Annotated in this window: 13 protein-coding genes and 1 pseudogene; 5 read left to right on the forward strand and 9 right to left on the reverse strand. The window is 38.4% G+C overall.

The features are described from left to right. Window positions 1-17: 17 nt before the first annotated feature. Window positions 18-860 (reverse strand): metallophosphoesterase family protein, encoded by an 843-nt coding sequence (locus N8M95_RS06875; protein ID WP_033682072.1) that lies wholly within the window; start codon window positions 858-860, stop codon window positions 18-20. A gap of 284 nt (window positions 861-1,144) precedes the next feature. Here N8M95_RS06875 and N8M95_RS09345 point away from each other — a divergent pair. Together N8M95_RS09345 and thrS are read left to right on the forward strand one after the other, a co-directional pair. Beyond that, window positions 1,145-1,332, forward strand: a pseudogene (locus N8M95_RS09345) (hypothetical protein). Between the two features lie 65 nt (window positions 1,333-1,397). Continuing rightward, window positions 1,398-3,341 carry a threonine--tRNA ligase gene (gene thrS, locus N8M95_RS06880; RefSeq protein ID WP_000608345.1) on the forward strand — a complete coding sequence of 648 codons (1,944 nt, stop codon included), beginning with the start codon at window positions 1,398-1,400 and terminating at the stop codon, window positions 3,339-3,341. 149 nt (window positions 3,342-3,490) lie between these two features. Here the strand turns inward: thrS and N8M95_RS06885 are convergent, their stop codons facing one another. The 7 genes from N8M95_RS06885 to N8M95_RS06915 all read right to left on the reverse strand — a co-directional run bounded on the left by N8M95_RS06885 (window position 3,491) and on the right by N8M95_RS06915 (window position 9,676). Next, window positions 3,491-4,540: a DUF389 domain-containing protein gene (locus tag N8M95_RS06885; RefSeq protein WP_261116870.1), complete on the reverse strand. Its 1,050-nt coding sequence runs from the start codon at window positions 4,538-4,540 to the stop codon at window positions 3,491-3,493. Continuing rightward, the gene (locus tag N8M95_RS06890) at window positions 4,537-4,860 is read right to left on the reverse strand and encodes a potassium channel family protein (protein WP_001253404.1); all 324 of its coding nucleotides are present in this window, start codon (window positions 4,858-4,860) and stop codon (window positions 4,537-4,539) included. Before N8M95_RS06890 ends, N8M95_RS06885 begins: the two co-directional genes overlap by 4 nt. Window positions 4,861-4,873: 13 nt before the next feature. Next, on the reverse strand, window positions 4,874-5,215 hold the full coding sequence (locus N8M95_RS06895) for a hypothetical protein (protein WP_000397556.1): 342 nt from the start codon (window positions 5,213-5,215) through the stop codon (window positions 4,874-4,876). Then, window positions 5,140-5,442, reverse strand: coding sequence for a TMEM175 family protein (locus N8M95_RS06900; RefSeq protein ID WP_004240734.1), 303 nt, complete (start codon window positions 5,440-5,442; stop codon window positions 5,140-5,142). Before N8M95_RS06900 ends, N8M95_RS06895 begins: the two co-directional genes overlap by 76 nt. Window positions 5,443-5,721: 279 nt before the next feature. Further along, entirely contained in the window at window positions 5,722-7,233 is a 1,512-nt protein-coding gene (locus N8M95_RS06905; protein WP_004242726.1) for an ATP-binding cassette domain-containing protein, read from the reverse strand. A 798-nt stretch (window positions 7,234-8,031) separates the two neighbouring features. Beyond that, window positions 8,032-9,006, reverse strand: a complete 975-nt coding sequence (locus N8M95_RS06910) for a HAMP domain-containing histidine kinase (RefSeq protein ID WP_261116871.1) — start codon at window positions 9,004-9,006, stop codon at window positions 8,032-8,034. Then, window positions 8,999-9,676, reverse strand: a complete 678-nt coding sequence (locus N8M95_RS06915; RefSeq protein ID WP_000548991.1) for a response regulator transcription factor — start codon at window positions 9,674-9,676, stop codon at window positions 8,999-9,001. Before N8M95_RS06915 ends, N8M95_RS06910 begins: the two co-directional genes overlap by 8 nt. A 409-nt stretch (window positions 9,677-10,085) precedes the next feature. Between N8M95_RS06915 and N8M95_RS06920 the strand changes: the two genes are divergently transcribed. From N8M95_RS06920 to N8M95_RS06930, 3 genes are all read left to right on the forward strand, one after another. Beyond that, window positions 10,086-10,655, forward strand: a complete 570-nt coding sequence (locus N8M95_RS06920) for a TetR/AcrR family transcriptional regulator (RefSeq protein ID WP_261116874.1) — start codon at window positions 10,086-10,088, stop codon at window positions 10,653-10,655. A gap of 88 nt (window positions 10,656-10,743) precedes the next feature. After that, window positions 10,744-11,520, forward strand: coding sequence for a ferredoxin reductase domain-containing protein (locus tag N8M95_RS06925; protein WP_261116872.1), 777 nt, complete (start codon window positions 10,744-10,746; stop codon window positions 11,518-11,520). Window positions 11,521-11,643: 123 nt separating this feature from the next. Continuing rightward, window positions 11,644-12,717 carry a DUF2974 domain-containing protein gene (locus tag N8M95_RS06930; RefSeq protein WP_120769880.1) on the forward strand — a complete coding sequence of 358 codons (1,074 nt, stop codon included), beginning with the start codon at window positions 11,644-11,646 and terminating at the stop codon, window positions 12,715-12,717. Window positions 12,718-12,807: 90 nt separating this feature from the next. On the opposite strand, the gene N8M95_RS06935 is transcribed toward N8M95_RS06930, so the two are convergent. Further along, on the reverse strand, window positions 12,808-13,233 hold a 426-nt coding region (locus N8M95_RS06935), incomplete at its 5' end, for an LPXTG cell wall anchor domain-containing protein (protein WP_261116873.1).

Raw genomic sequence — 13,233 nt, forward strand, 5'->3', positions numbered from 1 at the left:
CCTTTTTAGTTGTAATGTCAATCATTACCACTTTTCAACCAGGCATCTAACTCCCTATCGTAGCCCTCTTTCTGGGCTAATTTTCTCAAAAATTCCTGATTGTGAGTATGGTGGATACCATTGACCAGACTTTCATAGTAAACCTCAAAATAGGGAAGTTTGAGATCTTTAGCCAGTTGTAACTCAGCTGCTACATCGTAGTCTACCCGTCGGAAGTCCATATCTACCAAGCCCTTGTCATCAAACTCTAAAATCATATACTGGGCCCGCAAATCCTTCCGCAACCGAGCATCTAGAAAGAAAGGTTGCCCAATCGAACCTGGATTAACAATCAATTGTCCACCAGTACCATAACGAAGCAACTGCTGGTGAATATGACCATAAACAGCAATATCACAAGGCGGATTGGTCACCAAGCGGTCAAAGTCCTCTTGTGCTCCAGTATGAATCAACTCACGCCCCCAATTCTTATCAGGAAGATGGTGGCTAATTCCTACCGTCAAATCACCAAACTGACGATGGAGCTGGAGAGGTTGATTGTGGAGTATTTCAATTTCTTCTAGGGAAATTTCCTCTAAAACATACTGGCACTGGCGCAAGAGATAGCGTTGACTGGGACGAGTACTATCCAATTCCTTTCGGACACCATGCCACAGACTATCTTCCCAGTTTCCCAAAACTCTAGCTGTGATCGGTAGTTGAGCCAACAAGTCCAAAATCCTTCTACGCCCTGTTCCTGGCATGAGAATGTCTCCCAAAAGCCAGTATTCATCCACTCCTAGCTGCCGAGCATCTGCCAAAACAGCCTCCAAGGCGGTGGTATTTCCATGAATATCTGAAAGAATAGCTATTTTTGTCATTCTTTCTCCTCATTTCCTCTTATATATCTTTTTAATATTATAACAAAAAATACTGTTTAATAGTCACCTTTAACCCACTCTTACTTAATCCAGAACACTACTTTTATCAAGGTAAATTCCTACCAAAAAGATGATTTCTCATTACACCTAACAAAGCATAGCAGGCACTCTTTCAATGAAGAAAATTCAAAAAAATCTACAAAAATCTTGAAAATTTTCACAATCATGCTATAATAATCCATAGAGACAAGTCACTTAGTCCCTTTCTACTAGAGAGTGCGTGGTTGCTGGAAACGCATAGGAGGCCTAAACTGATACTACTCTTGAGTTTTTTATGAAAACATAAAACGGTGGCTACGTTAGAGCCAATCAGAGGTGTCCCTCTCTTTTGAGGTACATAAATGAAGGTGGAACCACGTTGCGACGTCCTTTCGAGGAGGTCGCTTTTTGTTTTTCTAGCTTTCACAATTAATTCTCTGTCCCTGTTTTCAGAATAGGGTTAACACATTCGTCAATAATATAAGTAAGGAGAACATCATGATTAACATTACTTTCCCAGATGGCGCTGTTCGTGAATTCGAATCTGGCGTTACTACTTTTGAAATTGCCCAATCTATCAGCAATTCCCTAGCTAAAAAGGCCTTGGCTGGTAAATTCAACGGCAAACTCATCGACACTACTCGTGCTATCACTGAAGATGGAAGCATTGAAATTGTTACACCTGATCACGAAGATGCCCTTCCAATCTTGCGTCACTCAGCTGCTCACTTGTTCGCCCAAGCAGCTCGTCGCCTTTTCCCAGACATTCACTTGGGAGTTGGTCCAGCTATCGAAGACGGTTTCTACTACGATACTGACAATACTGCTGGTCAAATCTCTAACGAAGACCTTCCTCGTATCGAAGAAGAAATGCAAAAAATTGTCAAAGAAAACTTCCCATCTATTCGTGAAGAAGTGACTAAAGATGAAGCCCGTGAAATCTTCAAGAACGACCCTTACAAGTTGGAATTGATTGAAGAACACTCAGAAGACGAGGGCGGTTTGACTATCTATCGTCAGGGTGAATATGTGGACCTCTGCCGTGGACCTCACGTTCCATCAACAGGCCGTATCCAAATCTTCCACCTTCTCCATGTGGCAGGTGCTTATTGGCGTGGAAATAGCGACAACGCTATGATGCAACGTATCTACGGTACAGCTTGGTTTGACAAGAAAGACTTGAAAAACTACCTTCAAATGCGTGAAGAAGCCAAAGAACGTGACCACCGTAAACTTGGTAAAGAGCTTGACCTCTTCATGATTTCACAAGAGGTTGGTCAAGGACTTCCATTCTGGTTGCCAAATGGTGCGACTATCCGTCGTGAATTGGAACGCTACATTGTCGACAAGGAGTTGGCTTCTGGCTACCAACACGTTTACACTCCACCACTTGCTTCTGTTGAACTTTACAAGACTTCTGGTCACTGGGATCATTACCAAGAAGACATGTTCCCAACTATGGACATGGGGGACGGGGAAGAATTTGTCCTTCGTCCAATGAACTGTCCGCACCACATCCAAGTCTTCAAACACCATGTTCACTCTTACCGTGAATTGCCAATCCGTATCGCTGAAATCGGTATGATGCACCGTTATGAAAAATCAGGTGCCCTTACTGGTCTTCAACGTGTACGTGAAATGTCTCTTAACGACGGTCACCTTTTCGTTACTCCAGAACAAATCCAAGAAGAATTCCAGCGTGCCCTTCAGTTGATTATCGATGTTTATGAAGATTTCAACTTGACTGAATACCGCTTCCGCCTCTCTCTTCGTGACCCTCAAGATACTCACAAGTACTTTGATAACGATGAAATGTGGGAAAATGCCCAAACCATGCTTCGTGCAGCTCTTGATGAAATGGGTGTGGATTACTTTGAAGCCGAAGGTGAAGCAGCCTTCTACGGACCAAAATTGGATATTCAAGTTAAGACAGCCCTTGGAAAAGAAGAAACCCTTTCTACTATCCAACTTGACTTCTTGCTTCCAGAACGCTTCGACCTTAAATACATCGGAGCTGATGGCGAAGAGCACCGTCCAGTTATGATCCACCGTGGAGTTATCTCAACTATGGAACGCTTCACAGCTATCTTGATTGAGAACTACAAAGGTGCCTTCCCAACTTGGCTTGCACCACACCAAGTAACCCTCATCCCAGTATCTAACGAAAAACACGTGGACTATGCTTGGGAAGTAGCTAAGAAACTCCGTGACCGTGGGGTTCGTGCAGATGTAGATGAGCGCAATGAAAAAATGCAGTTCAAGATCCGTGCTTCACAAACCAGCAAGATTCCTTACCAATTGATCGTTGGGGACAAGGAAATGGAAGACGGAACTGTTAACGTTCGTCGCTATGGCCAAAAAGAAACACAAACTGTCTCAGTTGATGACTTTGTTCAAGCTATCCTAGCTGATATCGCCAACAAATCACGAGTTGAGAAATAAAAAATAAAACCTAGGATAAAATCCTAGCTAGCTAAAAAGCAACAACTGAACAGCTGTTGCTTTTTATATTTTATTTAATCTGAACTAGTAGTGATTGACCAAACCACCACACAAGATTTGCTTTCATGAGTTGGATAAGGTTAATATCCTCAATCCTTGTCTGCTTCATTTTCTTTTACGAGATCGTTTTGTGAATCTTTTTCAGAGAGTTTTTGATCAATATACTTGTCAATGTTTTCATAAAATTCCTTGGTCGCTTCACTATCTAATGTTGGCGAGTTCTGAACTTGATTCACTTTCAATTGAACAGATTGAATACCGTAAGAGGCTTGTTTTTGGCGGAGTGTTTCTAATTCTTCTTCTGAAATCGGATCTCCAACAACCGTCAAGACCAATTCATTGTTACTTGACTTGTAGACTTGATTAATAACCGTATAATTGGCGAACTCTTTTCCTACAAACTGTTTGATCCCTTCTTTGCGCGCTTGTTCTATTGTCAGAGTAACTGCCGAATAGCTAGCTGGAAGAATCAACAATACAATCAAAGAAATCAAGCCAATTCTCATTTTAATACTCAGCTCTTTAAATGAAGTTAAAGGAGATTTTCTCATCAAAATTCTTGTTCCAACAATGTTGGCTAGCATGATAAAGACACAGTTGATCAAGAAAAGATAGAGAGCCCCCAATAAAAATCGTACATTCCCATTAGCTAAACCATAGCCAGCAGTACAGATAGGCGGCATCAAAGCTGTAGCAATGGCTACTCCTGGCACGATATTGTTTGCTTCTTTTTTCCTTGAACCGATCACACCAGCAATCCCACCAGCAATAGCAATGAGAACATCCCAAATGGTTGGAGAGGTTCGTGCGATCAACTCGCTACTTGCATAAGACAAGGGAGAAATCCAGAAATACAGAGTCGAGACAAGCAAACTGACCAACACTTGAGTCAATAAAACCTCTAGAGATTGCTTGATTAAACGCGTATCAAAAATAGCTAAACCGAATCCCAGTCCAACAATCGGTGTCATGAGAGGTGAAATTAACATGGCTCCAATAATAACAGCTGTTGAATTCATATTTAGACCGATAGAGGCAATAAAAATTGCACACATCAAAATCGCTGTATCTCTCAATCGAACATGAAGGTCATCGTATAATTTCTCACGGTATTCCCGTGTTGAATAATTGGCAGTCATTTGTCCTCTCCTCTTTCCTTATTTAAATCGGTATAATAATTAATAATAACAGCTGATAAACAGCCAAAAAATATGAGCCCATAAATCGTCAAGAAGACACTGGTAATCCTTCCAATCAAGGTCACAGCTAGGAGATCCCCGTAGCCGACAGTCGTCGAAGTCACAAAAGCATACCAAAGACCGTCTCCGTAATTTGTGATAGCAGGTTCAACTAGGAAAAGCACGCCTCCTGACCCAAAAACAAAGGTCACAAAACTCAGAGCAAACCGAGTAAAACCCGTAACCTGTATAATATGCCATAACATTTTTAAACGTCTCATTTGTTCTCCTTATTCATACTAGCTCCTGACCGAGCCGTTTTTTCCAATAATCAAAGTGAAGATAGGACATGATCTCCATCAGAGAAAGATAGACAAACTGATAGATCTGATTTAAGCTGATTATCAACTGATATTGTTTGAAAAATGACTGGAAGAAAGACCAGATATGACTGTCTTGAATCAGTCCCTTCTTAACATCAGACAGGATATTAGCTAAAGCTCCCAAGGACTGAAACGGTAAATCCTTGACATTTATATAGATCCGGTCCACCACATCATTCAGACTGGTATCTTGGATGGCATGAAATTCTCCAAAGAGAACTCCTGCCGCTCCAAGAGTAGAAACAAATTCCACCAAATAATTTCTGAGGAAATTTTCTCAACCTTTTCCCATAATGTGTTTAGTGCCATCCATAACGATCCCAACCAGAAAAAGGAAAGAAAACAAGCAAAGAAATTTTGCCGTAAATCCCAAAAAGCTTCAAGACTTGGTGTTGTTGGTTTTTCTAACTCTAAAATCAAGATGGTCATAATAATTGCTAGAACAGCATCTGTCAATACAATTAATCTGTCTTTCTTCATCTTATTTTATATAATCTTGTTTCTGCATGGATGATGGTAGAGAGACTTCTGTCCAATCTTACATATTTTTCTTCTCACCTGTTATTCTTTTGAAAATTATCTTTTAAGTATCCGTCAGTCCATCCTTTATATTATATCAAAAATTTTACAGTTTTTCTCTGACGAAATCTATCAATTGAATAGATAGATGAAGCAAGAAATTTTTGTTTCCTTATCCGAAGAAGGAAAAACGGTATCTCCTGAACCTTGATACTATGCGTTTTATTCTTTATAATTTAGCTATTTCAAAATTACAAGTTCTCCATTCTTAATTTCCCAAACTTGGTCAAACTTACTTAATAATTCGTTTTGGCGATGTAAAGTAACAATGACGGCACTTGGTAGTTCCAGAACTCTTTCCAATTCCATTTTAAACTGATTAGTATCCAAGGCAGAGAAAGGTTCGTCTAGAATAAGCAATGGATTTTTACGATTTTTCTCACGATTTAAATACATTCGTTGTTGCTGACCACCTGACAGGGATTGTGGTGGAATTTTTTCAAAATCTTCTTCTCTGAATTTTTCATTGAAACTATTGAATAGTGTTACATTATTTTCATAACTCGAAATAAATGTATGTTCTTGTTGCAGAATCATACCGAATCTTCCCCAAAGATGGTCCAAAACAAGCCCATCTAGCACAATTTGTCCTTCAAAATCTTCATCTGTTCCATTTAAAATGTTGAGAAGACTACTTTTTCCAGACCCATTCTTACCAATAAGCGCAATTTTATCCCCTTTTTGAATCGTAGCGGAAGTAATTATCAATTTTGATTCTCCCAGTTGTTTGGAAATGTTTTTCAAAGTAATCGTATCAAAAGAATGTTGAGGTGCTTGAACTGAAACGGGTCTCCCAACAATGTTTTGAAAACTCTTGATTACAGGCTTTACGGACTCTAACATTTGTAAATCATAAAGGATTTCCTGTATTGGTTCAGAAAAAGCATTAATATATCCGAAACTCGCCACCACCTCAGGAATACCGAGTTGCTGGTGAGATAGAGAGTAGGCTAAATAAATAAACAGAACAAGACTAATGAATTCAAAAGAAACACCTGTCAATAATATGCCTGTAATTTTTGTCAAACCATACTTAAAATACTTATCCTGCAAATTCTTTAGAGAGCTCTTTTGTTGATTCAAAAAATGCGACATAGTTAGTTTATTTACCAAATGATGTCCCATGAGCAAATCCTCCAAAGTTCGATAGTAATCTCCTTGTTTTTTCAAGTAAACCTGTCTACGATTAGCGGTCAACTTCCCAACGATTTTAGGAATTTGAATACTAATTCCAGTAGAAAAGATTAAAATCAGTGATACAATAGGATTAATTGTTCTGCTAATAATGAAAGCGTAAATGATGATACGTAAAATTTGTTTGATAAAACTCATCAATGGAGGAAGGTAATCCTTTTCCAACGAATCTAGGTCATTAGATTGATAGGAAATATACTCTGCTACTGTTTTCTGCTTGAAATCGTGGTGACTGAGTCCCAGAAGTGAACGAAACCACTCATTTTTCAAAGTAGTCGAAAAGATAATCCCCTGCTTCCAATCAAGTATCATTTGGATATAGTTACAACTCAAATAGCCTGCCACTGACATAGAGTAACCATATAGAGCTACTTGATAATCCCCTTTGATTAATGCCTGCGTGAAATACGGTAACAAAGCTGTGCAGATATTCGATACTACACCAAAAAGAAAATTAAAGAAGAGATACCATCTAATAGTTTTAAGATATGGTAGCATATACGATACTCCTTGCTAATGCGTTTTTTTACATATCGCAGAACAATCTCTACTATTCCCTATTTCAGATAGTGCGATACTCGGACATTGAGTGCAATAATTGTAAATCACACAAGTACTGCAGTTTTTACTATCATTCAAAATATAATTTGCTATTTTGTAAAATATAGGTCTATCCCATGTTTCTTTGATAGATGTAAAATGAATATTTCCAATACTTCTATTGAAAGTAAGCTTTTTCAGTTTTTCTAACGATTTAGGCTATTTCATGACACACCCACAATCCGTGAAAATTCTGGTTATATCAGATTATGTGATTTTCGTAAGAATTTTATATTGTCTCCAATCATGGCAGTCTCCTTTTACTTGATAAAACTATTATAACATTTAGAAATTAAAAACTGGTTCAAAATCAATAGAATGTGTGTATTCGATACATTCAATAAATTCTTGGAAACAGTTCTACACCAGTTACACAAATCTATATACACCTATCTCATTCAAAATAAAAAGAAAGCTGCAGTTCTTTTAATCCTGTATCAACGATTCATTCTGAAATCGAATAGGAGACATTTCCCAAGTCTACAATTCACTTCATTTCAAATTAATTTTTGTAATTCACCCTTAGTTTATAGATTTTATACTCAACAAAAGTATAAAGCATACAAAACTTCACTTTGAACCAGTATTTATACTATATTCCGTATTAAAAATTCTATTATTGGTTTTGTAAAAAACAGTCTTCAAATATCCTGAAATATAGCAAAAAGAGATTGGGTAAAAACTCATTGTCTCTTCTCACTCAAGGACTAAGTTCACTTGAGCAAACTGAATCCGCACTATCGTTCCTTTTCCGACCTCAGACTCGATACGAATCTGGTGACCCAGTTCTTCAGAAATTTTCTTAGATAAATACAGTCCTAGTCCAGATGACTGCTGGGTTAGACGTCCATTATATCCTGAGAAACCCCGTTCAAAGACTCGGAGGACATCACTGTTTTTTATCCCGATTCCCGTATCCTTGATACATAGTTCCTGGCCTTGCATATAAATCTCCAGACCACCTTCCTTGGTGTACTTGAGACTGTTTGAGATAATTTGCTCAATGACCACTAGCAGCCACTTCTTATCCGTCACGATTTCTTTATCAAGGTCATGTAGATTGACATTTAAGCCTTTTTGAATAAAGAAAAGAGCGTATTTACGAATTATTTCCTTGACCAAGTCCTCAATTTGAACCTGCTTTAAGACCAAATCATCATGGAAACTTTCTAAACGCAGGTACTGTAAAACCAAGTTTGTATAGGAGTCGATCTTGAAAATTTCCTGTTCTAATTGCTGCTTCAGTTGGCGGTCAGCTACTTCTGCAACTAAGAGTTGACTAGCTGCAATGGGGGTCTTTATCTGATGGACCCACAAGGTATAGTAATCCAGCAAATCCGTCAGTTTTCTTTCTGCGTCAGACCTCTGCTGATAGAGTTCCATCTCACGCGCTTCTAATTTTTCTGCTAAAACTATTTCCAAAGGAGATTTGGCTTCCCTCTCCCCATAGAGAATTTCCTGGCGATAGACCTGCATCTCCGCCAATATATCCCAAGTGAAAAATAAGATGGTTACAAAGCAACACAAGAGGAAAAAGTAGAGAAAGTAAATCCCTAAACTGGCAAATAAAAACTGAAAGAGTAAGACCAGAAACGTCAGAGAAATCAGATAGACAAACAGACGACTACGGGAGCGCAGATAGGCTAGAAAAAATTGTTTCCAATCAAGCATGCTTCAGTCCGTACCCTATCCCTTTCTTGGTCTCGATAAATCCTACCAAGCCCTGCTCTTCCAATTTTTTACGCAAACGAGCCACATTGACAGAGAGAGTATTATCATCAATGAAAAAGTCACTGTTCCAAAGCTCCCGCATGAGGTCATCACGCGCTACAATATTGCCCGCATGCTCAAACAAAACGCGTAAAATCTGGAATTCGTTCTTGGTCAAATTCAAGACTTGGCCTTGATAATGTAAATCCATGGATTTTGTATTGAGGATAACACCGGCATATTCCAGTAAACTCTCGTCACGCCCGAACTCATAGGAACGGCGCAATAAGCCCTGAACCTTGGCTAAAAGGACCTGCTGGTCAAAAGGCTTGGTCACAAAGTCATCCGCGCCCATATTAATCGCCATGACAATATCCATAGCCTGGTCTCTCGAAGACAGAAACATGATGGGTACCTTGGAAATCTTGCGGATTTCCTGACACCAGTGATAGCCATTAAACAAGGGCAAACCAATATCCATGAGAACTAAATGAGGCTCCGACTGGACAAATAGACTCAACACTTCCATAAAGTCTTCTACCAGAACCACTTCAAATCCCCATTCAGAGAGCATTTTCCCGACCTGTTGACGAATGACCTGATCATCTTCTACTAATAAAATCTTGTGCATCTGATTCTCCTTTGCTAATTCTAGGAGTCTTAAATCCTTTATTATAAATAAAGGGGCTGGTATCTAATACTTTTTTGACATTTCCTTGTCACAACAGCTCAAAAACAAATAGTGAATAACCCCATTGATATCATACCTTATTTTCATACATAGTGCCAGTCCTACCCTTTTATTTTTAATTTTTTTCAACCTTCATTTCAGTTCTCTTATCCATCCCCTTAACAAAAATTTATATCTATTCTTCTAAACCTTGAGTGTAGTTAAAACGAGATTCCATACTCTTATAACATTGAGAAGCTCCTTATCAAATAGTAGACATAAAAAGTTCTAGCTTTCGGATTGACAATCTGCAAAAGATTTGTTAAGATATGAATGAATTAAACAAAATATTCATTCAGAGAGAGATTAAATCAAATTGGACAAAAAACAGACTTTAAAATCAGCAGCTTACGAAGTTTTTTCAAGAAAAGGATACAAGGCGACAGGAATTTCAGAAATTGCTAGACAAGCTCATGTAGCAGTCGGATCTTTTTATAACTATTACGAAAGTAAAGAAGCTATTTTTTTAGATATCTATATTGATGAAAACAATCGTGTTCGCCAAACTATGATCGAAGAACTGGATTGGGAAATTGATATGATTGATCTTATTAGTCAACTCTTTGCTCAGTCCAGAACTCTCATTTCTTCCAATAAAATTCTTGCTGAATGGTATAATCCTGCTATTGCAGATGAGTTACACAGTTACTATTCTTCAGAAGAAGGGAAAGTCGCGAATCCATTTCATCAATTTCTCGTAAAAACTTTTACTCATCGTTTGCAGGCTGAAGGTCATTCTCCAGAAAAAATTCAAGATATTTTACAGGTTTACAACCTATTTTACTACATGGATATGCATATCACAGAAAATGATTTTCCAGATATTAGCAAAACTGTAGAAATACTAGCAACCAACTTCATTAAAGGAATCCTGAAATAAAGAAATCTTTTCTTTATTTTTTGAAAACACTTGAATGAATAGAAATATTATTCATTCATAGAAAATTACTACACTATAGGAGTTAAAAATGAAACGAGGGAAAAAAATGTTCATAATTATTCTAACTACACTTGGAGTGCTTGGCTTTATATCTTGGGGAATCATTACCTATCTTGGACGAAGTCAAACTTTATCGATAAAATCCATTGAAAATCCCAGCGGAGATTTGTATTTAGTTCACATCACAAAACCAAAAAATCAAATATGGAAAGCTGGCTCCTATGCTCAGTTTAAGCTTCCTGACAGCTCGTTTGATCCAGACAAAAGTCCAGTAAAGGAGGAACAGACTAGTCGATGGCTAACCCTTGCTTCCACTCCTGATGAGGATGAAATTCTTATTGTAACCCATAATAGTGGTAGCGTGTTTAAGGAAACCTTAACACATTTACCAGCTGGTAGTAAAATTGAGATGAGTTGGCTGGAGTCATCTTTATCTGTTAAAGACAATGACCAAGCACTGGTTTGTTTTGCCTCTGATGTCGGTATTTCTACTCTACGTCCAGTTGTGAAAGAGTGGGCTGGTAAGCGCTCCATCATTCTTAATCATTTAGACAAAGGAGTAAACATTTTTGATAATGAGTTAAGAGAGCTTAGTAAGAATAATCCGAATCTAACTTATAAAACTAGCGAAACCTTTTCTCAAAGCCAAGCATTTTTAAAAAATGCGGTTGTGAAATACGGTAACCAAGCTATTTATCTCTTAACCGGCCAACCTGATGATATAAATGAGATGAAGAATTTCTTAAAAGAGAATGGGATTGACGCCAAACAGATACAAACAAGTATGTTTAGAGGTTTGAAATAAAAGCAAACTGTCTTCTATGTGTCTGAATCATACCATTATAGGTCAGTATGTAGAGAGCTCGTACAAACCAACTAGTAAATTATATGTGATTGTGATAAGATAAATAAAAAGAAAGGAGTTCTTATGACCAATATTTTTGACTACCTGAAAGATGTCGCACACGATTCCTTTTACGATCTTCCTTTAAATGAGTTAGACATTCTAGCCTTAACAGAAATCACCTACCTCTCCTTTGATAATTTGGTCTCCACAACTCCTATGCGACTTTTAGACCTGGCACCTCAGGTTCCAAGAGAGCCTAACATGTTGACCAGCAAAAATCGCCTCCAGCTATTGGATGAATTAGCTCGACACAAACGCTTCAAAAATTGCAAACTCTCCCATTTTATCAATGACATCAATCCTGAATTGCAAAAACAATTTGCAGCTATGACCTACCACCTCAATCTCGATACCTATCTGATTGTCTTTCGTGGGACTGATGACAGTATCATTGGCTGGAAGGAAGATTTCCACCTGACTTATATGAAGGAAATTCCTGCTCAAAAGCATGCCCTCCGCTATTTAAAGAACTTTTTTGCCCACCATCCTAAGCAAAAGGTCATTCTGGCTGGACATTCCAAGGGAGGAAATTTAGCCATCTATGCTGCTAGTCAAATTGAGCAAAACTTGCAAGATCAGATCACAGCAGTTTATACCTTTGATGCGCCTGGTCTCCACACAGAATTGACACAAACCGAGGGCTATCAAAGGATAATGGATAAAACCAAGGTCTTCATTCCACAAGGTTCCATCATCGGTATGATGCTAGAAATCCCTAACCAGCAAATCATCGTGCACAGTACTGCCTTAGGTGGTATCGCCCAGCACGATACCTTTAGTTGGCAGATTGAAGACAAGCACTTCGTCCAACTAGATAAAACCAACAGTGATAGCCAACAAGTTGACACAACCATCAAGGAGTGGGTGGCCACAGTCTCTGACGAAGAACTCCAGCTCTACTTCGATCTCTTCTTTGGCACCATTCTTGATTCTGGTATTACATCTATCAATGACTTGTCTTCCTTAAAGGCTATCGAACACATTCGTCATCTCTTCGTCCAAGCTCAATCTCTCACTCCAGAAGAAAGGGAAACCATGGGACGCCTCACCCAGTTATTGATTGATACCCGTTACCAAGCATGGAAAAATAGATAATCCACATAAAAAACCCAACTAATCACTTGATTAGTTGGGTTTTCATTTATGAAATTGAATTCCTTTGTTTAATCTTTAATGATTAAAACATTAGTCTTCTTTTTTCTTGCGTGCCACAAGACCAAATCCGCTCAATACTCCAAGAAGTCCAAGAGCTGCTAGGCTTGAGTGATCTTCTGTACCAGTATTAGGCAATTCCTTAGCTGGTTTAGCTGGAGCTGGTTTTGATGGTTTCGCAGGTTCTGGTTTCACAGAAGGAATGATTTTTTCATAAACATGAACTGTGTCACCATTTGGAAGTTTCTTAGTCTCTACGAAGCGGTAGCCTGGAATATCTTTCTTAGGTTGCTTGCCATCTTCACTTGGATTACCTGGAATCTCGTTTCCTTCTTTATCCTTGAATGATGTCTTAACTTTTTCGTAGACGTGCTCGATGTCGCCATTTGGAAGTTTCTTAGTTTCTACGAAGCGGTAGCCTGGAATATCTTTCTTAGGTTGTTCGCCATCTTCACTTGG

Origin of the sequence: Streptococcus mitis (assembly GCF_946190325.1) — a bacterium.
In the GTDB taxonomy this organism is placed as follows: Bacteria; Bacillota; Bacilli; order Lactobacillales; family Streptococcaceae; genus Streptococcus; species Streptococcus mitis_CF.

Coding starts and splice junctions, on each gene's coding strand:
- N8M95_RS06885 (WP_261116870.1), bottom strand. CDS start 4,540: ATGACTGCCAATTATTCAACACGGGAATACCGTGAGAAATTATACGAT.
- N8M95_RS06890 (WP_001253404.1), bottom strand. CDS start 4,860: ATGAGACGTTTAAAAATGTTATGGCATATTATACAGGTTACGGGTTTT.
- N8M95_RS06875 (WP_033682072.1), bottom strand. CDS start 860: ATGACAAAAATAGCTATTCTTTCAGATATTCATGGAAATACCACCGCC.
- N8M95_RS06900 (WP_004240734.1), bottom strand. CDS start 5,442: ATGAAGAAAGACAGATTAATTGTATTGACAGATGCTGTTCTAGCAATT.
- N8M95_RS06905 (WP_004242726.1), bottom strand. CDS start 7,233: ATGCTACCATATCTTAAAACTATTAGATGGTATCTCTTCTTTAATTTT.
- N8M95_RS06915 (WP_000548991.1), bottom strand. CDS start 9,676: ATGCACAAGATTTTATTAGTAGAAGATGATCAGGTCATTCGTCAACAG.
- thrS (WP_000608345.1), top strand. CDS start 1,398: ATGATTAACATTACTTTCCCAGATGGCGCTGTTCGTGAATTCGAATCT.
- N8M95_RS06925 (WP_261116872.1), top strand. CDS start 10,744: ATGAAACGAGGGAAAAAAATGTTCATAATTATTCTAACTACACTTGGA.
- N8M95_RS06910 (WP_261116871.1), bottom strand. CDS start 9,006: ATGCTTGATTGGAAACAATTTTTTCTAGCCTATCTGCGCTCCCGTAGT.
- N8M95_RS06930 (WP_120769880.1), top strand. CDS start 11,644: ATGACCAATATTTTTGACTACCTGAAAGATGTCGCACACGATTCCTTT.